General features: G+C 66.7%; 21 protein-coding genes, 3 tRNA genes and 1 other RNA gene. 7 read left to right on the top strand and 18 right to left on the bottom strand.

Annotated features, from left to right (window positions below; translation table 11 throughout):
• Nucleotides 1–386: 386 nt before the first annotated feature.
• From ACERIM_RS11100 to ACERIM_RS11080, 5 genes are all read right to left on the bottom strand, one after another.
• Entirely contained in the window at nt 387–1,157 is a 771-nt protein-coding gene (locus tag ACERIM_RS11100; RefSeq protein ID WP_373632597.1) for a DUF6544 family protein, read from the bottom strand.
• A gap of 171 nt (nt 1,158–1,328) precedes the next feature.
• The gene (locus ACERIM_RS11095; protein WP_006649957.1) at nt 1,329–2,174 is read right to left on the bottom strand and encodes a hypothetical protein; all 846 of its coding nucleotides are present in this window, start codon (nt 2,172–2,174) and stop codon (nt 1,329–1,331) included.
• A 362-nt stretch (nt 2,175–2,536) separates the two neighbouring features.
• Nucleotides 2,537–2,611: transfer RNA gene (locus tag ACERIM_RS11090), tRNA-Ile, on the bottom strand.
• 95 nt (nt 2,612–2,706) lie between these two features.
• Complete coding sequence (locus ACERIM_RS11085; RefSeq protein WP_006649950.1) at nt 2,707–3,291, bottom strand: molybdenum cofactor biosynthesis protein B; 585 nt, start codon at nt 3,289–3,291, stop codon at nt 2,707–2,709.
• Nucleotides 3,292–3,455: 164 nt separating this feature from the next.
• Nucleotides 3,456–3,528, bottom strand: a tRNA-Asn gene (locus ACERIM_RS11080).
• Nucleotides 3,529–3,623: 95 nt separating this feature from the next.
• Between ACERIM_RS11080 and cca the strand changes: the two genes are divergently transcribed.
• Nucleotides 3,624–5,024 (top strand): CCA tRNA nucleotidyltransferase, encoded by a 1,401-nt coding sequence (gene cca / locus ACERIM_RS11075; protein ID WP_006649949.1) that lies wholly within the window; start codon nt 3,624–3,626, stop codon nt 5,022–5,024.
• A 9-nt stretch (nt 5,025–5,033) separates the two neighbouring features.
• On the opposite strand, the gene ACERIM_RS11070 is transcribed toward cca, so the two are convergent.
• From ACERIM_RS11070 to ACERIM_RS11060, 3 genes are all read right to left on the bottom strand, one after another.
• Nucleotides 5,034–6,068: a histone deacetylase gene (locus tag ACERIM_RS11070; protein ID WP_006649948.1), complete on the bottom strand. Its 1,035-nt coding sequence runs from the start codon at nt 6,066–6,068 to the stop codon at nt 5,034–5,036.
• A 4-nt stretch (nt 6,069–6,072) separates the two neighbouring features.
• Nucleotides 6,073–6,504 carry a histone family protein gene (locus ACERIM_RS11065; RefSeq protein ID WP_006182678.1) on the bottom strand — a complete coding sequence of 144 codons (432 nt, stop codon included), beginning with the start codon at nt 6,502–6,504 and terminating at the stop codon, nt 6,073–6,075.
• Between the two features lie 66 nt (nt 6,505–6,570).
• Entirely contained in the window at nt 6,571–8,058 is a 1,488-nt protein-coding gene (locus ACERIM_RS11060) for a single-stranded DNA binding protein (protein ID WP_373632596.1), read from the bottom strand.
• 277 nt (nt 8,059–8,335) lie between these two features.
• Between ACERIM_RS11060 and ACERIM_RS11055 the strand changes: the two genes are divergently transcribed.
• Nucleotides 8,336–8,408: transfer RNA gene (locus tag ACERIM_RS11055), tRNA-Arg, on the top strand.
• 177 nt (nt 8,409–8,585) lie between these two features.
• On the opposite strand, the gene ACERIM_RS11050 is transcribed toward ACERIM_RS11055, so the two are convergent.
• Both ACERIM_RS11050 and rnpB read right to left on the bottom strand, forming a co-directional pair.
• Complete coding sequence (locus ACERIM_RS11050; RefSeq protein WP_373632594.1) at nt 8,586–8,981, bottom strand: hypothetical protein; 396 nt, start codon at nt 8,979–8,981, stop codon at nt 8,586–8,588.
• Between the two features lie 81 nt (nt 8,982–9,062).
• Nucleotides 9,063–9,545, bottom strand: an RNA gene (gene rnpB / locus ACERIM_RS11045) — RNase P RNA component.
• 106 nt (nt 9,546–9,651) lie between these two features.
• Here rnpB and ACERIM_RS11040 point away from each other — a divergent pair.
• Complete coding sequence (locus ACERIM_RS11040) at nt 9,652–10,251, top strand: TIGR00296 family protein (RefSeq protein ID WP_006649945.1); 600 nt, start codon at nt 9,652–9,654, stop codon at nt 10,249–10,251.
• Between the two features lie 63 nt (nt 10,252–10,314).
• Here the strand turns inward: ACERIM_RS11040 and ACERIM_RS11035 are convergent, their stop codons facing one another.
• The 6 genes from ACERIM_RS11035 to ACERIM_RS11010 all read right to left on the bottom strand — a co-directional run bounded on the left by ACERIM_RS11035 (nt 10,315) and on the right by ACERIM_RS11010 (nt 19,208).
• The gene (locus tag ACERIM_RS11035; protein WP_373632592.1) at nt 10,315–11,478 is read right to left on the bottom strand and encodes a nicotinate phosphoribosyltransferase; all 1,164 of its coding nucleotides are present in this window, start codon (nt 11,476–11,478) and stop codon (nt 10,315–10,317) included.
• A 38-nt stretch (nt 11,479–11,516) separates the two neighbouring features.
• Nucleotides 11,517–12,965, bottom strand: a complete 1,449-nt coding sequence (locus tag ACERIM_RS11030; protein WP_373632590.1) for an Hvo_1808 family surface protein — start codon at nt 12,963–12,965, stop codon at nt 11,517–11,519.
• A 69-nt stretch (nt 12,966–13,034) separates the two neighbouring features.
• Entirely contained in the window at nt 13,035–14,702 is a 1,668-nt protein-coding gene (locus ACERIM_RS11025; protein ID WP_373632588.1) for an Hvo_1808 family surface protein, read from the bottom strand.
• A gap of 77 nt (nt 14,703–14,779) precedes the next feature.
• Nucleotides 14,780–15,802: an SDR family oxidoreductase gene (locus tag ACERIM_RS11020; protein ID WP_049965569.1), complete on the bottom strand. Its 1,023-nt coding sequence runs from the start codon at nt 15,800–15,802 to the stop codon at nt 14,780–14,782.
• Between the two features lie 2 nt (nt 15,803–15,804).
• Nucleotides 15,805–17,319 (bottom strand): vitamin K epoxide reductase family protein, encoded by a 1,515-nt coding sequence (locus ACERIM_RS11015; protein WP_373632586.1) that lies wholly within the window; start codon nt 17,317–17,319, stop codon nt 15,805–15,807.
• A 5-nt stretch (nt 17,320–17,324) separates the two neighbouring features.
• Nucleotides 17,325–19,208 (bottom strand): glycoside hydrolase family 15 protein, encoded by a 1,884-nt coding sequence (locus ACERIM_RS11010; RefSeq protein WP_373632609.1) that lies wholly within the window; start codon nt 19,206–19,208, stop codon nt 17,325–17,327.
• A 170-nt stretch (nt 19,209–19,378) separates the two neighbouring features.
• On the opposite strand from ACERIM_RS11010, the gene ACERIM_RS11005 reads away from it, so the two are divergent.
• The 3 genes from ACERIM_RS11005 (at nt 19,379) to ACERIM_RS10995 (ending at nt 20,623) form a co-directional block, all read left to right on the top strand.
• Entirely contained in the window at nt 19,379–19,951 is a 573-nt protein-coding gene (locus tag ACERIM_RS11005) for a cysteine hydrolase family protein (RefSeq protein WP_373632584.1), read from the top strand.
• Between the two features lie 141 nt (nt 19,952–20,092).
• Nucleotides 20,093–20,257 carry a hypothetical protein gene (locus ACERIM_RS11000; RefSeq protein WP_006649937.1) on the top strand — a complete coding sequence of 55 codons (165 nt, stop codon included), beginning with the start codon at nt 20,093–20,095 and terminating at the stop codon, nt 20,255–20,257.
• 201 nt (nt 20,258–20,458) lie between these two features.
• Nucleotides 20,459–20,623 (top strand): hypothetical protein, encoded by a 165-nt coding sequence (locus ACERIM_RS10995; RefSeq protein ID WP_006182687.1) that lies wholly within the window; start codon nt 20,459–20,461, stop codon nt 20,621–20,623.
• A 71-nt stretch (nt 20,624–20,694) separates the two neighbouring features.
• Here ACERIM_RS10995 and ACERIM_RS10990 read toward each other — a convergent pair whose 3' ends face one another.
• Complete coding sequence (locus ACERIM_RS10990) at nt 20,695–21,186, bottom strand: PaaI family thioesterase (protein ID WP_006649935.1); 492 nt, start codon at nt 21,184–21,186, stop codon at nt 20,695–20,697.
• A gap of 98 nt (nt 21,187–21,284) precedes the next feature.
• Nucleotides 21,285–22,178 carry a hypothetical protein gene (locus ACERIM_RS10985; protein ID WP_373632583.1) on the bottom strand — a complete coding sequence of 298 codons (894 nt, stop codon included), beginning with the start codon at nt 22,176–22,178 and terminating at the stop codon, nt 21,285–21,287.
• A gap of 57 nt (nt 22,179–22,235) precedes the next feature.
• Here ACERIM_RS10985 and ACERIM_RS10980 point away from each other — a divergent pair, with 57 nt between their 5' ends.
• A complete protein-coding gene (locus ACERIM_RS10980) occupies nt 22,236–22,943 on the top strand; it encodes a lipoate--protein ligase family protein (protein WP_373632582.1) in 708 nt (235 codons plus the stop codon).
• Nucleotides 22,944–22,946 lie beyond the last annotated feature (3 nt).

The raw sequence follows: 22,946 nt of genomic DNA, 5'->3' as shown, positions 1-22,946 counted from the left end.
TGTATTCGTAGACCGTCTGGGGTACATAACCCCTTCGGGTTCGAATCATCCGTGGAGACAGAGTGCGTCACGCACGCCGCCTCTTTCTTCGTATATATTCACAATCGCTGGTTACTACTTAAGGCCTACGAACCGATACTTCACAGAGAGGGAGTCCCACACACGGTTATGGGACAGTATTCCAATTATCTCCCCCGAAATGACAGTCGTTCATACTGAGAGCCGATCAAACATCGGAGACAGTTCGCTTCGCTTGTCGGCCTGATCCGTGCCGTTCGAGTCGACTCACAGACCGTCACGGGCTGTGACCGCCTCGTGCAGTGTCGGTGGACGAAGGGGGAGTCATTGTCCGGTATCGGATTCGGACGAGGCAAAGAGAGTCAGGGTCATCGGTTACGTCCACGACAGGAACGAAGTTCGTCGTACTGTATATCCGTGACCCTTCCCTGCCATGCGTGTACGTCACCGTCCGGAAGGTGCCAAACGACCTCCCCCTCTGTTGGCACGGTCACGCCGTTCTGTGTCTCGTAGTTCCGCCAGTAACCGGACCAGGGCATCAGTTCGTAGCCATCGTCCACGCGTCGATATCGATCGGCGTAGTCCCTGGTCACCTCGTCGTCTTCGTTGAACGAGAACGGAAGGGAGGCTGATACGTCCCCGTCCTCGACGGTCGCTTTTGCCGTACTGTCATCGATCGACTCCCACTCGATACCCGCTGCGGGAAGGAGCGCAGTCGGATACCAGACCGCCTCGGCGAGATAGCGCATCAATTCTGCTTCTTCTAACTCCGGACTCGAAGTGGCGCTGTCGAGTGGGATGACACCGAACAGGGACACGCTCGCAGTGCCCTCGCGGTCACAGAACAGGTCACGGACGCGCAACGAGAGAAGCGGGGCGAGTCTGATCGACGCGTCCCAGTAGAATCCCGGCGGATCTACGGTGACGTGCTGTGTCGCGGTGAACGGCTTCCACGGTGACGACGCATCACCTAGGCGCAGTTTACCGGTCTGTTCGAGTCGGACCAGGTCAACATACGGTTGTCCCTGTGGGAGTACATTAGTCAGGTACTCACGGACAGGGCCAGGTACTCCTTCGACGTCGTCGTCCGTGAACGCCGCCTCGAACCCACTGTTCGCGGACTGACGAAGTTCGTCCACGCGCGGGCCGTCTCATGCTGGCGCCAGACGGTTCCGGCGAGAGCGACGATGAAGAGAGCGACGGACACACTGATAATGCGTTTGAGAATACGTACGTATCGCATAGGTACAGGACCGCAGCCCGCGTCTTAAGCGTATTTCACGGACAGTCGTCGGATACCCGAGGCCCATCTACGATGTTCTTTCCCGGACCGGGTTGGACTCAGAACCGATCGCCATCAGAAATCGACCCATCAGCCACAGACTGATAGCCGTTAGCGTTCCGAAGATGAGTATCTGGGGCAGCGGCACAGCCTGCCCCTCGAGGGTCATGAAAACGATCATTGTGAGGACGGCGCCACCGAGTGTGGCAATCTTCACGAGCAAAACGGCGGTGAACGCGTATGCCCAGGCCCGACGGTTCCAGAGCCAGTAGGCTGTCAGAACAAATGCAGGGACGATGATGCCCAGATCCAGCGAATAAATAACTGCGGTAGGGAGTTCCGCCTCGGCGATGGCCAGCGGCGACGTCCCCTCGAGGGTCGCCGGCAAAATCTCCGAGAGCCATAGCAACGAGACCAAGACGGCCAGCGAGAGCTGGAAGGCGACGTAGGGGCGAACGGACGCCTCGCCCAGGTCGCGTTTCAGCGTTGCTGCGTCGAGTCGAACCATCCCACCGACGAACGTGAACAACGTCAGCCAGAGCAACGTCGTGTACACGAGGTACAGTTCGTTGAACGCGGTCATGAAGGCGTACGAGGCGTAGGTGTACAACAGGTAGCCAGTCACGCCGAGCCAAATGACGTAGCCCCGTAGCGACCCACGGTTCGCGTAGTACAGCGAGATAGCGAGAGCTGGGACGCCAACCACGAGCGTTAACAGGTCTTGCCCGTATATCTGGGGGAGCAATACTGGGTGATCGCGGTAGAAGTTCGGGACGAACAGTCCGACGCTGGTGGCAACTGTCGTCAGCACCAGCGTCGCGAGCGATGCGAGCCGGTGCGATCGGGGGATCGGTGACCGGGACACGTCTACCATTTCAGTTGTAACTCCACCTGGTGTCGCAGTGGGCCAGCACGGTCTTCGACAGAGGCAATAAGAGGACGTTGCATTCGGTATAGGGCTTCATCTCCCGAAACGATCGTCCTAAGACACTGTATACGTACGGGTATGAAGATCGAGAATTCATTCGAAGATAGCCGTCTCAGACCCTGCAAGTCATGGCTGATCATTGGCCGAAGCCGACAAAATAACGAAGGTCTCCGATTTAAGGGTTAAGCGTGTGGTCTCCAGTAATCATTGCCCCGACGGATTCGAATCCCGGTCGGAGCAAAGTACCTCCCTGCTTCGAATCAATAGGGAGTCATTCCGTGCTGCGAGCAGACGCGAGCAGCACTCCATGGGCCCTGACGGATTCGAACCATCGACCACTCGGTTATGAGCCGAGCGCTCTCACCGGACTGAGCTAAGGGCCCTCCAGTCGGGACCAATCGTGCGCACTAATTAACGTTTGCTGTCCGGTCCGCTCGAGAGAAACGTAGGGGACCCAACTGCCCGGTGGACGTGCCGGCTACTCGTCTCGGTACTCCGCGAGCGTTTGATCGGTCGCCCCGGTCCGATGGCGAGTCGCCAGTCCCGCGAGGTGCGGCGCTTCGGGGACGATCAGTTCCTCGCAGGCGGTTTCGCAGGCGCTTTTGCTACCGGGCAGACAGAAGACCGGCGTGTTGACGGCGATACCTGCGGTCGCGCGTGATGCCATCGCCCGCGTGCCGACTTCGTCCCAGGAGAGCGAGCGGAACAGTTCACCGAAGCCGGGCAGTTCACGTTCGAACAGGGACGACGTCGCCTCCGGCGAGACGTCGTCGACGGTGACACCGGTCCCGCCAGTGGTACAGACGACGTCGATATCCTGACGGGCGACCAGCCGCCGGACGGCAGTTCGGATCGCCGAGTAGTCGTCTCGGACCAGTAGTCGGGCTCGAACCTCGTGGCCGTCGCCCTCGAAGCAGTCACGGATGGTATCTCCGCCCGGGTCGTCGGGATCGTCTTCGCGTGCGCGCGAACTCGAGACGGTAACGATGCCGACGTGGAGCGGGTCGATGAGGTCGTGGCCGTGGTCGTCGGTACTCCGGCGATCGTCGTGATCGGCGGTCATAGGTATACATGGCTGGCGGAGGTGGTTAATCCCTCCCCCGAAGGCAGGGTTATGCATCGGCCGCCATCGCTGAGACGCAGGGAGTGCATCTGCGCCATGCTCCGGCGGGCGACTACTACCTGCGAGGAGAGTCGATGCTATCGATCACGGCGTCGGGAAGAAGACGCCGAAGCCAGGACTCGAACCTGGGACAACCTCGTTAACAGCGAGGTGCTCTACCATCTGAGCTACTTCGGCCTATCCTCCGATAGTCGGGTGTATTTGATAGGGCTTTCGTTTTGCCTGCAGCGGGTTCGACACCCTTTCACGCACCGCTCGAGTACGCTCGGTCGATGAGCGAGGAGGACGCTGACCGGGACGGACCCGAGGATGGAGACGGAGATCGCGATCTCGAGGCGGTACTCGCCGAGGTTCGTGATCGCGTGACCCCCGACGAGGCGGAACGGACGCGGCTTCGCGAGGTCGCCGACCGTCTCATCGACCGGGCCGAGGCCGCGGCGACCGAGCGCTGTGACGGGGCCGACGTCTTGCAGGTCGGCTCGACCGCCCGGAACACCTGGATCGCCGGCGATCGCGACATCGACATCTTCGTTCGGTTTCCGCCGGAACTCGACCGTGAGACCCTCGAGGAGTACGGCCTCGCGGTCGGCCACGCGACCCTGCCGTCGGGCCACGAGGAATACGCCGAACACCCCTACGTCAAGGGCGAGGTCGAGGGGTTCGATATCGACGTGGTCCCCTGTTTCCGGCTCGAGTCCGCGACGGAAATTCGGTCGGCCGTCGACCGCACGCCGTTTCATACGCAGTATCTCCAGCAACGGCTCGACGACGAGCTTGCGGGGGACGTTCGGCTCACGAAGCAGTTCCTCAAGGGGATCGGCGTCTACGGGAGTGACCTCCGAACGCGGGGGTTCAGCGGCTATCTCACGGAACTCCTCGTGTGTGAGTACGGCGGCTTTCGACCGCTGCTCGAGGCCGCAGCGGACTGGCGGCCGCCGGTGGAACTCGATCCCGAGGATCACGGGACGAAGACGTTCGACGATCCGTTGGTGATCATCGATCCGACCGATCCCGAGCGCAACGTCGCCGCCGTCTGTTCGGCGGCGAACGTCGCCCGGTTCCAACACTACGCCCGGGCGTTCCTCGAATCGCCGCGGTCGGCATGGTTCGAGCCGGAGACGGTTGCGCCGCTGACCGAAGCGGAGCTGCGCGACCACCTCGAGCGCCGGGGGACGACTCCCGTCGCCGTCCGTTTCGACGCCCCGGACCTCGTCGAGGACCAGCTCTATCCACAGCTCCGGAAGTCACTGGAGGGAATCACGCGAGGGCTCGACGATCGTGGGTTCGATGTCTTCCGGGCGACGACGATGGCCGACGGGACCGCTGTCGTCTTCGTCGAACTCGCAGTGAGCGAACGGCCCGGGGTCGAGCGCCACGAGGGGCCACCGGTCCACGTTCGCGACCATGCCGACGGGTTCTACGGCGCCTACGCGGACGATCCCAAGTCGTACGGCCCGTTCATCGAGGACGACCGGTACGTCACCGAGCGCGAGCGGGAGTTCACGACCGCCCGCGAGTTCCTCGAGAGCGGCCGGCTCTTCGACGTGGGACTGGGCGCACACGTCGAGACGGCGCTCGAGGACGGGTACGAAGTGCTGGTCGGCGAGGAGGTCACGGCGTTGATCGCGACGTTCGGTGCGGAACTCGCGGCCTATTTCGAGCCGCGACCCTGAGCCGGATCGCTAGTAGTGATCGTCCAGTTCGACGTCGAGGTCGTGTGCCTCGAGGACGTCCTCGAGGGTCGATTCGGCGTTGTCGTCGGGCTCGTCGTCGGGCTCGATCGGTTCGCGGCCGTCGAAGGTCTCGTGGACCATTGCGACGCTGTCGGCGAGGACGTCCAGGCCGTATCCTCCCTCGAGAATGAAAGCAAGCGCGGCGTCGGTATCTTCGGCGAGGGTTCGAACCCGGTCGCTCAACAGGGCATAGGCCTCCGTCGAGAGGCGGATCCGCGAGATGGGGTCGTGACGGTGGGCGTCGAAGCCCGCGCTGATCAACAGGAGGTCGGGATCGAAGTCGGTGAGTGCGGCGGCAATTGGGCCGTCGACGGCGGCGAGATACTCGCCGTCGTCGGTACCGGCCGGCATGGGAATGTTCATCGTCGTCCCCTCGCCGTCGCCCGCACCGGTCTCGTCGATATCGCCGGAGCCAGGATAGAGCCCCTGTTCGTGGAGCGAGACGAAGAAGACGTCACCGCGGTCGTAAAAGATGTCCTGCGTGCCGTTGCCGTGGTGGACGTCCCAGTCGATGATCGCAACCCGATCGACGTCGTAGGCGTCGTGATCGAGTGCGTGCTGGGCGGCGACGGCGACGTTGTTGACGAAGCAAAACCCCATCGCGTTGTCGTAGACCGCGTGGTGGCCCGGCGGACGCCCGATCGAGAAGGGCGTCTCACGGCCCGTCGCTCCCTCGAGGGCTTCTTCGGCGGCCCAACAGGCTAACCCCGCACTCCGGGAGGCCGCGTCCCACGTTTCCTCGACGGCGGTGGTGTCGGGGTCCCAGCTGCCGCCGCCGTCAGCACAGAACTCCCGGACCGACTCGAGGTACTCGCGCTCGTGGACGGTCGCCATCGCATCGAGGTCGCAGGGGTCGGCCTCGACGTACTCGACGCCGTGTTTCTTCTGCAGCCGTTTGCGGATCGCCCGTAGCCGGTCCGGCGACTCGGGGTGGCGCGAACCGGGATCGTGTGCGAGACAGATCTCGCTGTAGCCGAACTGCATCTGCTCACTCGAACAACGAGAAGTAGGTCTCGATGTCGTCGTCGGTGATCGTTCGCCGGTCGGCATGGCGCGCGAGGATCGCCGCCGCGCGGGCGACGTTGTCGGCGTAGTCCTCGAGAATGTCGGCCAGTGCCACCCGGGCGTCCATCGAGACGCGATATCGGTCGTCGATCTCGAGTCGCGCGATGCGGTCGACCGGTGCGACCGGTAACTCGAGGTCGTCCTTGTCGACGACGCGTTCGACGCCGAAATCCTGGGCCATCAGCGTCTTGCGCCCGTCCGCCGTCGCCTCCTCGGCGGCGTCGATCGCGAGTTCGCTCCCGTGTTCCTGGATCCGCGTTGCGAGTTCCTTCGACGCGTCGGCACTCACCCGAAGATCGCCCGCGTTCCGCCGGATGATCGTATCCACCGGGGCGAACGGGAGTTCGACGTTCATATATTCATAGGCGAAGCTAACTCCCTTAACGCTTTTCCTAGGCGCTCGATGAGGTTGCTCGCGACCTCAGAACACGTCGTTTGCCTCGAGGCGGCCGTCGCGGACGACCCCTCGGGCGGTTACCTCCTCGCCGAGCCCGACGTCGACGTCGGTCGCGACGCTCATGGTCGTCTCTCCATCATCGAGGACGACCGGGCTCCCGGCCTGCACGACGACGCCCGTGAACTCGAGTTCCTCGCCGTCGGTCGGCTCGTCGGAGGCGACGGCAGCGCCGTCGGTGGCGGCGGTTTTAGCCGCCGCGTCGCCGGACTCGCCGTCACCAGTCGAGTCCGCCGTACCGGTTCCGTCGGCCGCGGTCTCCTCGGCCGCGCTTCCGTCGCCGGCGAACGCGGACAGGCCCGCGTTCTCGTCGCTCGAGCTGTCGGCCTCCCCCTCGCCGGCCGCCCCCGAGTCGGACTCGAGGACCGTCACCGTCGACTGCCAGCCCGCGGAGGCCTCGAGGTCGTCCTGCCAGCCGTCCTGAATCTCGACATCGCCGAGGGCGACCTCGTCGCCGGGGCCGATATCGATGTCGGCTTTCTCGCCCCACAGCGCCACGCGGATGTCGTCGGTCGCGTCCTGGACCCGAATGTTGCGGACCTGTCCCTCCGAGCCGTCGTCGCGGTCGAAGGTCCGCTTGGGGTCGGCCGAACGGACGACGCCGGCGAGATCGACCGTTTGACCGATCTCGACGTCTTCGATGGGCGTACTCTCCGGGACGTACTCGACTTCCTCGTCGACCTCCTCGACCGCGCCGCGGTTGCCGACGTGCAACTCGAGTTGGCCGTCGCGTTCCTTGACGTAGCCGTCGACGACCTCGACGGTCGTCCCGGCCTCGAGTTCGGTCGCGAGGTCGGCCCGTTCGTCCCAGAGCGTGACGCGGATCCGGCCGGTCGAATCGCCCAGCACGAGGTTCGAGACCTTCCCCTCCGAGCCGTCGTCGCGGTCGAAGGTGCGGACGCTGTCGGTATCGAGCAGCAGACCGACCAAATTGACGTTCGAGAGGCCGAGCGAGAGGTCCTCGATGGCGTAGGTGTCGGAAACCTGCACCTCGACTTCGGTGTCGTCGTCGGGTTCGACGTCGTCGACGCTGACTTCGACGCCGGAAAAACCCTCCTTGGGGCGGCCCTTGATCCGGAGGACCTGTCCCTCCTCGAGTTCCCCGATCGCGGCCTCGGCGTGGTCGTCCCAGAAGGCGGCCCGTACCGAGCCGGTCTCGTCGGCGACCTCGACGTTGACGACCTGGCCGTCCTCGTCCTCGCCGTCGCGTTCGAAGGTGCGCTTCTCGCCGATCGAGATCACCTTGGCGACGAACTTCGCCTCCTCCATGCCGGGCTCGATGTCGGCGATCCCGCCGACTTCGCTCTCGCCGATCTCGTGAGCGATGAGCATCGCCGCCGTCTCCTCGTCCGCGAGCCCACCCATCTGCTCGACTTTCTGCTCGACGGCCTCGCGAAACTCCTCGAGGGAGACGTCGGCCTCGAGGTCCTCGTATACGCCCTCGATATCGCTCATTCTATGCTCGTGCATGGGTAGCCCGCGCATAAGCGTTATCCATTCGGCGTCCCGGCCAGGGCCAGACGGCGGCCGACGATCCGGCTCCGTCGGTCGATTCTGATCGCGTCGAACCGCCGCGGTCGACCGCTCGCTCGAGGGGGTGCCAGTGGGGAGTCACGCCCTCGACTGGCCCCGGTTCTGTATATAAACCTTCACGTGCAGACCATGTGAATCAGGGACGACGACGGGGGCCTTTCGAAAGGGCTTTAATGTTCACCGGGGTATGAAGAGATGAGTCCTGATAGGGTAGTGGACTATCCTCTTGGCTTGCGGAGCCAGGGACCGGAGTTCAAATCTCCGTCAGGACGCTCACTCCTTACGAGTGCTTCACGATGTTCAGCACTCGCTGCGTCGTTTGGTCCTGACGTGCCTCACGCTCGCTATCGCTCGCGTGAGACTCCGTCAGGACGCGTTTCTGCCGACACCAAACCGTAAGCGAAGCGAGCGGCTGATGTCGATGAAACGTGTCCGCGGAAATTGGCGAATCAACTCGAGCGAACCGTCCGATAGCCGTCGACGGCTTCAGTCAGGACGTAGCCGACGATCGTCACGCCGATAACGGCCCGTCCGATCGTCCTGAGTTCGATCGTTGCGATGGTCTGCTCACCGTTAACGGCGAGTGCGGCACCTGCGACGAGGAGGATGATGAGAACCGCGAGATATCGCCATCGTGCGGACGGTGGCACGTCGCTGCCCTCGTTTCGGAGCGCGAGGTACAGATGGCCGCCGCCGAGTGCGATCCCGTAGAACACGAGCAACATTGCGATTTCCACCATGTCTGCGTTGAACTCGAGGACAGATGCCACAAGACCAGCTACGAGTAACCCCATGAACGCCAGCAGTATGGCTCCGAGATAGACGACGACTTCGCGGCTGTTCATATCAGAACCGAGCGTGACAGCGAATAAATAACTTCTGTCAGAGGTTTCTGCGAGGATAGCGACCGCTCGAGGGCGAAAACTGGGTGAGAGGAGTAAGCCCCCTTCTGTTCGGCCCGGCATTCGGCTGAGCGTCCGCGCCGTCCGCGGCGGTGCCGCGGGGCGTTCGGGCTACCACGGCGCGGACTTGCACCGGTGAGGGTTCGCCGTTCCATCGCTCCTCGGCCGTCCGTGAGCGGTCGGCCGTGACGAACACGACCTGTGGTTTCGAACCACGTCACTGCGACCGCCGCCCTCTGCGGGTCAACTCTCCTTCCTCTCGGTCGGATTCGCACGCGTCATCGGTCGGGCCGAGACGTGTCGTTTCTGTTCCAGAGCCAGCGGTCTCCCGCTCCGGACTTGCGTCCGGTCACCTGCCCGAACAGGTGGGGGGACTTTCCTCGCGAGCGTTGCGCGTCCCGGAGGGACGGGCAACGTTAGAGCGTGATGCATCCCGACGGGATGCATCACGTTAGGTGGTCATACCGTCACCGGTACGACCATCGCGGCGGCCGGGCTCTCTCTCCCACTGGGTATAGGCTCGTGGGGCGAATAAGTCCCCCGATCGGGGTCTCAAAAACCACCCAGTGACGAATGGAAGCGTTTTAGGACGACTATCCCCTTGTCCATCTGTATGTCCCAGCGACAGGGCGTCGACCTCTCCTACGAAGACGGGGCTCGCGCGGTCGAACTCGCGCGAGAATCCGTCGAATCCTACGTACAACACGGGCAACGAGAACAACCGGGCAGTATGCGCGAAGCCTTCTACGAGCGGACCGGGGCGTTCGTCCGCCTCGAGTCGACCCGCGGCCGGGGGAGCCTGCGGGGCTGTGCGGGCGGCTACCACTCGGACGACCAGCTCGGCCACGTCATCGTCGACGCGGCCATCGAGGCCGCCAGCGAGGACTCCTGTGGCTCCGAGGTCAGCCCCTCGGAGCTGCCGAACCTCACGGTGTCGGTCTGTACGGTCAAGAGCGTCGTCCTGACGGACGATCCGCTGGCCGACCTCGAGTTGGGGACCCACGGCGTCGCCATCGACGGCGGCGAGGGCGGCTGGCTCTACCCGACGGTACCCGTCGAGAACGACTGGAGCGCCCGCGAGTACCTCGATCGGACCTGCCGGAAGGCGAAGCTCGCCCCGGGGGCCTGGCAGAACGACGACGTCGTCGTGACGCTGTTCGAGGGACAGGTCTTCCGCGAGCGCGAGGCCGACGGCAGCATCGAAGAGATCTAGACGCCACGTTGTTTTCCGCCGCTCGATCCGTCTCGAACGCACAGCGACGGCTGTCGTCCGGAACTACTCCTCGAGTGTCGAGCCGAAGTCGACGGCAGCGGCGTCGGTCAGACAGCGATCGGTCGCCGCCTCGAGGTCGAACTCCCGGACGACCTCGCCGTCCCGGACCAGCGGCTCGAACAGCGACTCGCCGTCGTCGGGTGCCTCGCGATCGGCCAGCGCGACGTGGTGGCCGCCGTCGGGGGTTCGGTAAACGTCTTTGACCCCCGACAGCTTGCCGCGCTTGGAGATCGGCTCGCCCTCGATCTCGACGATGTCGAGGCTGAAGTCGACCGAGTCGGCACCCGTGATGTGGCTACCGACGCCGAAGCCGTCGGCGACGTCGCGCAGGTTGCGAATCGTCTCGGGCGCGAGCCCGCCGCTACAGAAGACGTCGACGTCCTCGTGGCCGCGGGCGTCGAGTTCCCAGCGGACCTCGCGGATGATGTGGCGGAAGTCGCCCCGGCGGGATCCCGTGGTGTCGATCCGGACGCCGTCCAAGTCGTCGCCGAGCGTCTCGGCGGCCAGCAGGCTCTCGCTTTTCTCGTCCCAGAAGGTGTCGACCAGCGCGATGCGGGGCACGTCCTCGCCGACGGCCTCGTCGAAGGCCGTCCAGGCGTCGGCCTGGTTGCCCTCGCCGAAGCAAAACATGAGCGCGTGGGGCATCGTGCCGCCGGCCTCCCTTCCCAGGATCTCGCCGGCCGCGACGTGGGAGAAGCCGTCCAGTCCGGCCAGTAGCGCGGCCCGCTCGACCGTCGACGCGATCGAGGGGTGGACGTGGCGCGCACCGAAGGAAAGCACCAGCGAGTCAGGCGCGGCCACCCGCGCCTCGAGCGCGGCCGTCGCGAACCCGCTCGGTTGCGAGAGAAAGCCAAGCAGCGCGGTCTCGAGTGCGGCGAACTCGAGGTAGGGACCCTCGATCCGGCAGACGGGGCCGCCGTCGAACAGTTGGCCGTCGGGGAGCGCGTCGATGTCGACGTCGCGGCCCTCGAACAGCGTCGCGACGTCTTTCACGCCGGTGAAAACGTCGAAATCGCCGGTCGGGAACTGGTCGGCGGTGACTTCGGCGACGACGTGTGGGTTCTTGTCCGCGTGTTCGAGCGTCGCCCGGGTCCGCTCGAAGTAGGCGTCGGTGGCTTCCCCCGCAAGAATCGCGTCCGGGGGAACGGTGCCGAACGGGTTTGACATATCGTCGGTTTCCCGTGGGAGACAAAAAAACTGCCCGTCTACGGCGTGGCGACGGTCGCCGGCGAGACCGAGGGAGCGGCGGCCGACAACGGTCGGTCCGCCGCCTCGAGCGACGGCGTTGGCCGCGTGTCCGTTTCCCTGGGACGGATCGCCGTGAGTGCGTCGACGGTCGGCGCGCCGACGATCTCGACACGGTCGTCGGTGACGGAGACACGATACGCGCCGTCGAACGACTCGTCGTCGGGAATGCGGTAGACGCCGTCGCCGGCCGTCCGGACTCGTTCGGCCCCGCGGTTCTCGAGGAGTCCGCGGTAGGCGTCGGCGAACTCGCGTGCGTCGGCCGAACTGTCCCACGCGAGCCGCCAGACGTGGCCCGTCCGGTCGGTGTCGTCGGTCGCCTGATAAACCTGCAACCCGTCGCCGGCCCAGCCCGCGGTCGCCGGATGGCTGTAGTTGTACGGCGATCGCTCGCCGGCTCCGCGGGTGAGCGGCCGGTCGACGACGCCGTTTGCCCACAGCGTCGCGAACAGCGTCGCCTCGCCGACCGTCTCCGTCCGCGGCTCGCCGTCGTCCGAGACGGGGTCCCAGCCGTCGCTCGAGCGATCCGTCAGTTCGACGGAAACCGGCTCGGTGTCGGGATACCGCTCGGAGTGGAGCAACTGTGCGGTACTCCGGGGCGGATCGTCGTGAGCGCGATCGACGGCCGCCCACCCGCCACGGTCGTGGAGATCGGCGACGAACGGCGGTCCCGCGGCGTAGGGGGCGTAGATCGAGAGGAAGAGCCCGGCGTTGAACGGTCGCCGGGTGAGCGCCTCGCCGCTGGCTGCCGGCGGCTGTGGGTCCGACAGACACTGCCACGCCGCGCCACAACGGCGATCGTACCGAGCGGGGACGTAGCCCGCCTCGCCCTCGAGCAGCCCGTTCTCGGCACGTAGGCCGTCGATCGTCTCGCTCTCGCGGCCGATGCCGAAGTGCTGGTCCTGCAGGGCGTGGGTCAGTTCGTGGACCAGCGTCCGCCGGTCGATCCGGATCTCGTCGGCGTCGTCGGCGATGATGACGATCCGATCGTTCACGTAGTAGCCCTGGATCGAATCGGCATAGAGGTCATCGAACGCCCGGTCGACATCCGTCTCGCCGTCGACGAGGAAGGCACCGCGCCAGACCTCGTTTCGGAACGCCGAGCCGTTCCCGCGGGTCGCCCCTCGCTGGGCGCGGTACTCCTCGCGCGTAACGATCTCGAGGTCGACGTCGCGCTCGTACTTGAGCCCGCGAACGACCTCGATCCGCGCCATCGAGCGGTATTTGACGGCCTCGAGTTGGGACTCGGAGAGGCCGTCGCTCGTGTCGAACGAAAAGACGTCGTCGTGGGCGTAGTCGTCGACGTAGCCGAGGTCGCGATCGGTGTCGAACCCGTCGGAGGTGCCGGGCACGGCACAGCCCGAGAGGACGACGAGCGCGAGGACGGCGAACAGCCGTACTCGAGACATTGGGTGGGTATTCGGCGACGCGATCAAAGAGTCATCGGTCGGGGGGCCGTACCGGGATCCGCCCGAGGGTCAGTTCCGTCCATGGCCGGCGGCGACGCGGGCGACGACCGCCGCCAGTGCGAGCGCGATCGCCGCGACCCCGACGCCGAAGCCGGGAACGGTCTCGGCTCCCTCCTCGAGGGCCAGGAGTTCGTTCTCGCCTGCCGGCGCGGCACCGGCCTCGACGTTCGGCAGTTCCGCGACCGACGGCGCGCGGACGATCGTCACCGTTCGGCCGTCGCGCTCGAGGTAGTACGCGCCGGCGTAGCCGCCGTCCTCGATGACGGCGGTGTCCTGTCGGTCCTCGACCGATTCCGCACCGTGGGTCGCGAGCAACTGACCGTAGGCGTCGACGAACTGCTCGGTGTCGTCTACCGTGTCCCACTGTGTCCGCCAGACGTAGCCGGCGTCGCCGGCCGCGCCGGGGCCGCTCGCGGCGTCGGCGTCGTCGTTCGTGTAGACGACCAGTTCGTCGCCGGCCCAGCCGTCGGTGGCCGGCTGGTCGTAGTCGTACTCCCCGGTGCCGCCCCGGAAGAAGTCGTCGGCGCTGATCACCGGCTCGCGGTTCCGATCGACCGTGTCGGCAGCGAACATCGCAACCATCCCCGCCTCGCCGACGGTGTCGTTGGCCACCTCGCCGTCGATCCTGAGCTGTCGCCAGTCCTCGCTCGAGCGGTCCGGCACCGAGACGGTCGCCGGTTCGCGGTCGGAACCGGGATGAATCACCGCCGAGGTGGTCGTCGGCGGGTCGTCGTAGGCGGCGTTGACCGCGGACCAGCCCGGCCCCTGCTCGCGCAGGTGGTCGACGTAGTCGGGGCCGTCGCTGTAGGGCTGGTAGATGCTGAAGTAGATCCCCCAGTTGACGTCGCCGACGCCGCCCTGCCCACCACTACCGCTGGGCGTGAGACAGTCCCAGTCGGTACGACACCGACGCTCGTACTCGTTTTCGACATGGCTGGCGTCGCCCTCGACGAGGCCGCTGATCCCGGTATCGCTGTCTTGGGTCGTCCCCTCGAGCGACTCGAGGTCGAACCGCTGGTCCTGCAAGGCGTGGACGAGTTCGTGACCGAGCGTGAGTTCGTCTAACTCCGGCGTCTCGGGGTTGTTCGAGACGATGACGATCTCGTCGGTTTCGGGGTCGTAGTAGCCGGCGACGGAACCGCCGTAGACCGACTTCGTCGAGTTCATCGCATCGGTGTCCCGGTCGACCATAAACAGCGCCTCGTACCCGACGTTGCCCTCGAGACGGTCGGCGTCGGTGACATTGGTAAACCGGTCGTCGTTGGTTTCCTGATACTCCGAGCGGGTGACGACATCGACGTCGACGCCGTCTTCGAAGGTCAGGTTCCGGATCCGCTCGACGCGGGCCATCGACCGGTAGACGACGGCGTCGAGTTCGGACTCGTCGACGACGGCGTCACTGCGGTCGTCGACCGGTAGTTCGTCGTCGTACCAGTAGCCCTCGACGTAGCCGACGGTGTCCTCGGTCGAGGGGTCGGCGGGGCGGTCTGTCTGCGGTTCCGTCACTGCGCTCGAGGCAGCGATCGACTCGGTGGCGGGCGAAGCATCGATCGCGCTACTCGAGTCGGCAGTCGGGGTCGTCGCTACGACCGGTCCGGCGACCCCGCCGGTTACCAACACTGCGGCGAGGACGACTGCGAGGAGGGCGACGGACGAACGGGCGGAGGTCGATCTCATACGATGTGATAGCTATCCGTTTGAACAGGAATGTAAAAAGGACAATGGTTACGCCGCGCGCCCGCCGACGCGGGCGGTCACCAGTCGGTATCGCGCGAGACGAGTCGGCGGCCGACGACCGCGCTCGCGATCGCGACCGCCAGCCCGACGAGCAGGGCGAGCGCCCGCCGATGCATCGACGCCTGGAGCTGGTAACTCCGGTCGCGCGCTCGGTCGGCGAACGGACCGTGCGCACCGAAATCGCCCGCCACCGGCTCGTGGAGGTTGTGTTCCCGGTCGGGATCGGTCGGCTCGTCGGTCAGCTGGGAGTCGTAGCCGCCGCTGGCGAGGTAGTTGTCGAGCCGTCGCGGGATCAGACGGTTCCCGAGAATCGCTTTCACCGTCGACCGCCCGACCCACAGTTCGTCCTCGCCGCTGTCGACGGTCCACGTGATCGCTCGAGCCGCGACCTCGGGCTGATAGATCGGCGGCACCGGCTGGGGCTGTTTCGGCATCCGGCTCTTCGACCACTCGAACTGCGGGGTGTTCATCGCGGGCATCTGCACCATCGACAACTGCACGTCACAGTCGTCGTGGATGAGTTCGGTCCGGACGGACTCGGTGAAGCCCTGGATCGCGTGTTTCGCGCCGCAGTAGGCCGACTGGAGCGGAATGCCGCGATACGCCAGCGCCGAACCGACCTGGACGATCGTCCCCTCGTCGCGGGGGCGCATCCGCTCGAGGGCGACCTGCGTGCCGTAGACGTAGCCGAGGTAGGTGACCGCAGTGACGCGACGGTAGTCGTCAGCGGTCATCTTCGCGGCCGGCGAGAACACCGACACCATCGCGTTGTTCACCCAGACATCGATCGGGCCGAACGCGTCTTCGACCGTCTCGGCCGCCGCCTCGACCTCGTCGTAGTTCGAGACGTCGGTCGGGACGACGACCGCCTCGCCGCCCGCGTTCTCGACGTCTTCGCGCGCGCCCTCGAGACCGTCCTCGCCGCGTGCGAGGAGACCGACCTTCGCGTTCCGTTCGGCGAACGCGCGAGCGGTGGCTCGCCCGACGCCGGCCGATGCACCCGTGACGACGACGACTTCGGAGTCAGTGGATCCTGCCATCGTTAGCTACTGATCGGGTTGAGCCGATCGAACGTCCGGAGGGTTGCATACTCCTCCCAGCCGCCGTAGCGGTCCTCGAACGAGCCCCGCGGGACGCTGAGCAGCACCACGAGCGCCCCGGCGACGCCGGCGTTGATCGCGGCGAGCGTCGGGACGCCGTCGAGCAGCCACGGGGCGACGGCGACCCACGCGGCCAGCGGCACGTTCAAGAATCGGACCGTGCGAGCGGGCTCGGCGGTCGCGATCACGGTGAAGGAAACGATCAGCGAGCCGGCGAGGTGGCTGCTGTCGGCCATGAGTCCGGTCGTTCCGAAGACGGTCGGCGAGAGCATGAGCCACGCGCCGAGCGCCATCGCTCCCAGCAGCGTCCACGGGGTCGAGACGCCCCAGAACGGCTCGCTGGCGGGACGGTCGTCGATCTCTCTCATCGCGTTCTCGCTTACGCCGGCCTCGTCTTCTGGGAACGTTCCACCCATCCAGAACGCGGTCCAGAGGCTGTCGCCCTGTCGCATCAGCCGGACGAGGAACTGCCCCATCGCGACGACCTCGTCCACGGTCAGCGCGATCATCCAGAGCATGCCGAAAGCCGAGAGCAGACAGAGCGTACACCACGTCCCGACCATGATCGGCTGACTGATGACAAGCAGCACCTGGACGAAGCCCAGCGGGATGACGACGACACCGAAGAAGGCGACCATCCACGGCATCGTCCGCCACCGCCGACGGTCGCCCATGAAGCCCATCAGGGCCTCGACGGAGTAGGCCACCGCGCCGAGACCTGCATCGGAGACCGGGAACGCCTCCGAGACGCTCGAGGTCAGTATCGCCGCGGTTCCCGGATCGTACAGCGGGTCCCAGACGCGCTCGATGTAGCCCAGTTGGAAGGCAGCCATGTACCACGAGGCGAAGAAGCCGAAGATGCCGAGCGCGATCAGCGGCGCGCGTTGGGCCCCCGTCGAGGGGTTGTACGACCAGCCCGGCGGGATCGTCGGGCCGTCCATCTCGGAGCGCATCACGATCAGCACCGAGAACGTGATCACCATGGTCCCGACGAGCGCGTTGTTTGCGTACGCCGCGGCCGTCGGGGCCCAGAACGCGATCGGCGCGAACACGAGCCAGAGACCGACGAAGCCGTTGGCGTAGTTGGCGTAGCCGCTCTCGCGGTAGATCGTGAGCCCGGCCAGCGCGATCAGGAGGAGCCCGCTGACGACGCCGTTCCAGACCATCAACGCGCTCCCGTAGTTCAGGGCCGGTGTACTCGCGACGAGCCAGATACCGAGCGAGATGACGGCGTACTGGACCCAGGTCTCCTTTACTGGATGTTTGAGCATCATCTCGCCCGGCCGCATCGAGTCGCCGCCGTCGCCGTTTCCGTCGCCACCGTCGTTTGCGCCGCTCCCGTTCGAACCGTCCGCTCCGCTTCCGTCGCCGTCGTCGGGTCGCGAACGGCGCTCTCGCGCGTCTGTCGTCACCGCAGTCGATTCCTCGCTCGAGTCGTTGGTGTTGTCGTCGCTCATTGGTCTCACTCGTCGTCGTTCGATCGCCGGACGATCTCCGTCTCCGAATCGACGCCGTCAGCCTCGCTCCCGAGCGGTGCCGGCGACGCGTCGCCCGAGCCGGTCGCGTCCGCCAGGTACAGCGCGCCGTTGAGCAGCCCGATGTGGCTGTAGGCCTGCGGATAGTTGCCCCGTTGTTCGCCGGTCTCCTCGTCGATCGCTTCGGACAGCAGGCCGAGCGGACTGGCGTACTCGAGGACCGACTCGAAGCGGTCGCGGGCCTCGTCGGTCCGCCCGGCGAGCGCGAGCGCAGTGACGAGCCAGAACGAACACACGACGAACGGGCTGTCGACCCCCGGCAGGCCGTCGTCGCCCTCGTAGCGCCGGACGAGTCCGTCGTCGGTCGCCAGCCGGTCCAGCGTCGCGTCGATCGTCCCCCGGACGCGGTCGTCGTCGGGCGGGAGGAACCCGACGACCGGAACGAGCAGGTTCGCCGCGTCGAGCGTGTCCTCGTCGTCGAAAGCGCGCACGAAGCTGTTCGTTCCCTCGCTGAACCCCCGCTCGAGGATCGCCGCCCGAACGTCCTCGCGACGGGCCCGCCAGCGCTCGAGGGGCGCGTCGACGCCGTCGGCGGCCGCGGCGAGTTCGATCCCGCGATCGAGCGCCGTCCAGCACATCACCTTCGAGTAGACGAACTGCTCGGGGTCGCTCCGTACCTCCCAGATCCCGGCGTCGGGGTCGTCCCAGCCGTCGCAGACGTACTCGACGAAGTCACGGACCACCGCCCAGTCGTCGGCCCGGATCGGCTCGCCGTAGCGGACGCTCTCGTAGATCGCGAGGATCAACTCGCCGTAGACGTCGAGCTGGTGTTGCTTCCGGGCCGCGTTGCCGACGCGAACGGGGGCCGAACGGCGGTAGCCCTCGAGGTGATCGAGGACGCGCTCCTCGAGGTCGGCCCCGCCGTGGAGGTCGTAGACCGGCGGCACGTCGGCCGGGTCGTGGTGCCGACAGTGGTCGAGACACAGCCGGAAGTACGACCGCGCCTCCTCGAGGTGGTCCAGTTCGGCCAGCGCCCGGACGGTGAAGGCCGCGTCGCGGATCCAGTTGTAGCGGTAGTCCCAGTTGCGGACGCCGCCGACGTCCTCGGGCAGCGAGGTCGTCGGGGCCGCACACACAGCGCCCGTCTCGCGGTGAATCAGGAGTTTGAGGACGAGCGACGACCGGACCGCGAGGTCGTGCCACCGGTCGCCGACGGGACGCTCCCCGCCGTCGCAGTCGTGGACCCAGTCGCGCCAGTAGTCGATCGTTCCAGCGAGTGCCTCCCGATACCGCGACGGTTCGAAGGCGATTCCCTCGCCGTACCCGAGCGCGAGCCAGCGCGTCTCGCCGCCCGCGAGCGTCGCGGTCGCGGTCGCTCCGGGGCCGTCGCTCGCGGGCTCGAGCGGGAGGTCGCTCGCGAGGACGGCCCGCTCGTCGTCGCCGGTCGCGACGACGCCGTCGGCCGTCGACTCGATCTCGGGCACGTCCCGCGCGTAGTCGAATCGGGGGTCGAACTCGATCGCGACCTCGAGCGGGCCGTCCTCGCAGTCCAGTTTCCGGTAGACGGCGGGCGGCCGGTCGTCGGCGTCGGTGACGGGCACGAAATCGGTCACCGTCGCCGCGCCGCCGGCGGTCCGGAACGTCGTCTCGAGGACGTTCGTCCGATCTCGGTAGCGCTGGACGGACTCGAACGACTGCCGGGGGCGGACGGCGAAGCGGCCGCCGCGGTCGGCATCGAGCAGGGCGGCGAAGACGCTCGGCGACTCGACGTGGGGCAACGGACACCAGTCGATCGAGCCGTCGCGGCCGACGAGGGCGACCGTGTTTCCGTCGCCGATCGCGCCGTACTCCTCAAGGCGTTCGTACTTCATGATCGGATCGAAGGGGTTCGCGGAACGGAGCGATGTTCTCGTCCCAGCGGGTTCCGTATTCGGCAGTCGCATGAAAGGCGGTCGGGCGGTGAGCCGCGAGTTGCGGGCGATACGCGAACCGCCTCGAGGCCGGCGCGAACGTTTTGACGATCCCGTTCGTACCGCCAGGCATGCAACTCGATCCGGATCGCACGGCGGTAGTGGTCGTCGACATGCAAAACGGGTTCTGTCATCCGGACGGCTCGCTGTACGCGCCGGGCAGCGAGGCCGTCATCGAGCCGATCGCCGACTTGCTCGAGCGCGCTCGCGAGGCCGGGACGCAGGTGGTCTTCACACGCGACGTCCACCCACCGGAACAGTTCGACGACGCCCACTACTACGACGAGTTCGAGCAGTGGGGCGAACACGTCCTCGAGGGCTCGTGGGAGGCCGAGATCGTCGACGAGCTGCCCGTCGAAGACGGGGACCACGTGATCGAGAAACACACCTACGACGCCTTTTACAACACCGAACTCGAGGGATGGCTGAACGCCCGCGGGATCGACGACCTGGTGATCTGTGGGACCCTCGCGAACGTCTGTGTTCTCCACACCGGCGGTAGTGCGGGGCTACGGGATTTCCGGCCGATCATGCTCGAGGACTGCATCGGCGCGATCGAGGACGACCACCATGAGTACGCCCTCGATCACGCCGCGTGGCTGTTCGGCGAGGTCGAACCGAGCGCGGAGATCGCGTTCGCGTAACCGCCCGTCGACGGTGGCTCGCTCGGCCCCTGCCTTTTCACGGCCGTCGGTCCAAGGGTCGGCTATGGACTCCGGTCGATCACGACTCGACGACGAAGCGAACGGTCCGCGCCTCGAGTCGGCGACGGGCGGTGATCGCACATGAACCGGCGGCGACTGCGTCCGCTGTATCTTGTCGGTATCGCGCTCAACGCCATCGCGTTCAGCTACGCGATTACGAACGGTACGTGGCTGTACGCCGGTGCGTTCGCCCTCGTCGCGGGCTATCTCGTCGTTCGGCTGCGGATGGTATCCACCGACGGCTGAGTCGCTGCGCCGCCGACACTCGAGGACTGCCATCGACGGGGACACGGTCGCTCGCGAGAGCGGGACGCTCGACCGACGGTTGCCGGTCCGCAGATGTTTACCCCCGTCAGTCGAACGAAGGGGTATGAGCGGGGTTCGATCGGTACGTGTGGTGGTCGGCGATAACTCGAGCGACGGATCGACGATGGAGGGACCGTCCGAATGAACGAACGGCGGTTACTGCCGGTGTACCTGCTCGGTGCCGCCGGTAGCGCGTACGTGTTCTGGTACTACGTCTCGGCGAGTGCGTTTCTGCCCGCGCTCGTCTTCGGACTCGTTACCGCGGCGTTCGTGGCTCGATTGCGGATACTGACCGCCGACTCGTAGACGACGCCGATCGGTGACCGACGGAGAGCGAGAACGAGGCGGAGCCGCGACGAGCGCGGCCGTGACCGGGATCAGTCGCCCCGGAAGACCCGATACGCGCCCTGCCCGATCGCGACCTCGTGGGTTTCCCCGTCGGGCGTCGTACTCTCGACGACGATCTCGCTGACGCCGACGCTGCCGCCGACCCGGACGACGTCCGCCGTCGCCACGAGATCCCCCGTCGCCGGCCGGAGATAGTTGAGGTTCAGGTTGATGGTTGCGATCCGCGCGCCGAAGGGATCGTCCATGGCCGTCCGCAGACAGAGGCCGCCGACGGTATCGATCAGCGTCGCGGCGACGCCGCCGTGCATGTCCGCCCGTTCGTCGTCGGCGGCGGTGGGCCGCGTGTTCGTCAACTTCTCGTCGTAGGGGATCGACATCGTCATCGTGCCGTCGCCGACGTGATCGATGCTCGTCCCGAGCCACGAGAGGAACTCCTGGTTCTCGTCGAGGAAGTGTTGCAGCATGCTCTCGCGATCGTCGAACTCCTCGAGCATGGCCTCCGTCGGGGTGTCCTCGGTCATAGCCGCCCGTCTCTCGGCGACGCTCTTGACAGCTACGTTTCTAGTCGTTCCCGTTGTCCGCCGTTGGTTCGCGGACCGCGGTCCGGGACGGGCATCGATCAGCGCTCGTCGCTCGAGCGGACCCGCACGCGAACGTCCGTCCCGACTTCGAAGCGGCGATCGGGACAGATCAGTTTCGCACCGAACGCGCCGTCGCGGGCACAGAACAGCGACACCCCGGTGATCGGCTCGCCGTTTGCCGTGACGGTCAGGTCGTCCCACGCGATCGTCCGGCCGGTCGCGACGCCGAGGCGATCGCCGTTCAGCGAGACGACCGTCTCGGCCGGGTCGTCGGCCTCGAGCGACTCGCCGCGCTCGAGCAGTCCGCCGCCGTCGTAGTGGGGGAGCCCGCCGTCTATGACGCCGCCGCCGTCGGCCCCCACGCCGACGAATTCAGCGCCGGGATTCGGATGCACTGGCGCATCCAGTACCGCGTAGGTGTCGCCGGCCGATCGAACGCGGCCGGTGCCGTCCCACTCGAGGGGCCGGACCGAGACCCCGAGTTCCAGCGGGAGCGAGCCCGACGCCCGGTAGGGGTTCTGGTCCAGCTCCCGGACGCCGACGTGGAGGTGGTTGTCGACCCACGGCGCGAAAAAGCCCGCGCGGACGAGTCGCCCCAGCGAGTCGCCACGCGCCACGCGGTCGCCGGCCGCGACCGCGGGCTCGACGTGCAGAATCCGGACCGTGCGGCCGGCCAGCGGGCTCGAGGCCGCTGGCTCGAGCAGGATCAGGTGGTCGTGGTCGGGCGCGTAGGGTTTCGGCGGCGCGCGGACGGTGCGGGTCTCCCGGACGGTGCCGGCGACCGGGCTTGGCGCGGCGGTCGTCCGCCCGTCGGCGAGCGTCCCCGGATAGAGGTCGATCGCACAGCCGCCGTCGTGGGCGGGATAGGGCGAGTTGTACAGCGAGAAGCGCTCGTACTGGGCCAGGACTGCTTCGGGGAGCGTAACGGCCATCGGTCGTCCGACGCTGGGTGGCGTGACCGTTTAGACCCACCGAGTCGAACGGCCGATATGCGCGTGCTTCGTGGACGGGCCGATTCGATCCCCGCCGATCGCGACGCGACCCGCCGACTGCTCTCGAGCGCCGCCGACGGCGAGCCCGCCGTCCGGGTCTGGGTCCCCCACCGACAGGTCGCGTTCGGCCGCCGGGACGCCGAACTCGAGGGGTACGACCGCGCCCGCGAGGCGGCCGACGACCGGGGGTTCCCGCCGATCGAGCGGTCGGTCGGTGGGCGGGCGGTCGCCTACGACGGCGAGACGACGCTGGCCTTTGCCCGTGCGGAGCCGGTCGCGGAGTATCGGCAGGGGACCACCGACCGCTACGAGCGCGCCACGGCCGCCGTCGAACGCGCGCTCGAGGGACTGGGCCCCTCGCCGGTCAGGGGCGAGCCCGACGACGCGTTCTGTCCGGGGACCCACTCGCTGTCGACCGAGGGGAGGGACGGGCAGCGACGGAAGGTCGTCGGCATCGCCCAGCGGGTCCGGCAGGACGCCGCGCTCGTCGCTGGCGTCGTCCTCGTCGCGAACCGGGAAGGACTCGCAGACGTTCTCGAGGGAGTCTACGGCACGCTCGGGCTCTCGCTCGAGCCGGCGTCGGTCGGCACCGTCGCGGACGCGGACGGCCCGGCCGATCCCGAGCCCGTCCGCCGGGCGCTCGAGGACGAACTGGTCGGCGATGCGACTGTCGGTTCGATCGACGACGCGGAGTCCGAGCCGTGACGG

Source organism: Natrinema sp. H-ect1 (assembly GCF_041821105.1).
Lineage (GTDB): Archaea > Halobacteriota > Halobacteria > Halobacteriales > Natrialbaceae > Natrinema > Natrinema thermotolerans.
Note: the sequence above shows the minus strand (reverse complement) of the source record. Positions and strands in the feature narration are given on the sequence as shown.

What these genes read in the sequence shown, in the direction of transcription:
- ACERIM_RS11095 (WP_006649957.1), bottom strand. Translation starts at nt 2,174, where the DNA reads ATGGTAGACGTGTCCCGGTCACCGATCCCCCGATCGCACCGGCTCGCA.
- ACERIM_RS11085 (WP_006649950.1), bottom strand. Translation starts at nt 3,291, where the DNA reads ATGACCGCCGATCACGACGATCGCCGGAGTACCGACGACCACGGCCAC.
- cca (WP_006649949.1), top strand. Translation starts at nt 3,624, where the DNA reads ATGAGCGAGGAGGACGCTGACCGGGACGGACCCGAGGATGGAGACGGA.
- ACERIM_RS11070 (WP_006649948.1), bottom strand. Translation starts at nt 6,068, where the DNA reads ATGCAGTTCGGCTACAGCGAGATCTGTCTCGCACACGATCCCGGTTCG.
- ACERIM_RS11065 (WP_006182678.1), bottom strand. Translation starts at nt 6,504, where the DNA reads ATGAACGTCGAACTCCCGTTCGCCCCGGTGGATACGATCATCCGGCGG.
- ACERIM_RS11060 (WP_373632596.1), bottom strand. Translation starts at nt 8,058, where the DNA reads ATGAGCGATATCGAGGGCGTATACGAGGACCTCGAGGCCGACGTCTCC.
- ACERIM_RS11050 (WP_373632594.1), bottom strand. Translation starts at nt 8,981, where the DNA reads ATGAACAGCCGCGAAGTCGTCGTCTATCTCGGAGCCATACTGCTGGCG.
- ACERIM_RS11040 (WP_006649945.1), top strand. Translation starts at nt 9,652, where the DNA reads ATGTCCCAGCGACAGGGCGTCGACCTCTCCTACGAAGACGGGGCTCGC.
- ACERIM_RS11035 (WP_373632592.1), bottom strand. Translation starts at nt 11,478, where the DNA reads ATGTCAAACCCGTTCGGCACCGTTCCCCCGGACGCGATTCTTGCGGGG.
- ACERIM_RS11030 (WP_373632590.1), bottom strand. Translation starts at nt 12,965, where the DNA reads ATGTCTCGAGTACGGCTGTTCGCCGTCCTCGCGCTCGTCGTCCTCTCG.
- ACERIM_RS11025 (WP_373632588.1), bottom strand. Translation starts at nt 14,702, where the DNA reads ATGAGATCGACCTCCGCCCGTTCGTCCGTCGCCCTCCTCGCAGTCGTC.
- ACERIM_RS11020 (WP_049965569.1), bottom strand. Translation starts at nt 15,802, where the DNA reads ATGGCAGGATCCACTGACTCCGAAGTCGTCGTCGTCACGGGTGCATCG.
- ACERIM_RS11015 (WP_373632586.1), bottom strand. Translation starts at nt 17,319, where the DNA reads ATGAGCGACGACAACACCAACGACTCGAGCGAGGAATCGACTGCGGTG.
- ACERIM_RS11010 (WP_373632609.1), bottom strand. Translation starts at nt 19,208, where the DNA reads ATGAAGTACGAACGCCTTGAGGAGTACGGCGCGATCGGCGACGGAAAC.
- ACERIM_RS11005 (WP_373632584.1), top strand. Translation starts at nt 19,379, where the DNA reads ATGCAACTCGATCCGGATCGCACGGCGGTAGTGGTCGTCGACATGCAA.
- ACERIM_RS11000 (WP_006649937.1), top strand. Translation starts at nt 20,093, where the DNA reads ATGAACCGGCGGCGACTGCGTCCGCTGTATCTTGTCGGTATCGCGCTC.
- ACERIM_RS10995 (WP_006182687.1), top strand. Translation starts at nt 20,459, where the DNA reads ATGAACGAACGGCGGTTACTGCCGGTGTACCTGCTCGGTGCCGCCGGT.
- ACERIM_RS10990 (WP_006649935.1), bottom strand. Translation starts at nt 21,186, where the DNA reads ATGACCGAGGACACCCCGACGGAGGCCATGCTCGAGGAGTTCGACGAT.
- ACERIM_RS10985 (WP_373632583.1), bottom strand. Translation starts at nt 22,178, where the DNA reads ATGGCCGTTACGCTCCCCGAAGCAGTCCTGGCCCAGTACGAGCGCTTC.
- ACERIM_RS10980 (WP_373632582.1), top strand. Translation starts at nt 22,236, where the DNA reads ATGCGCGTGCTTCGTGGACGGGCCGATTCGATCCCCGCCGATCGCGAC.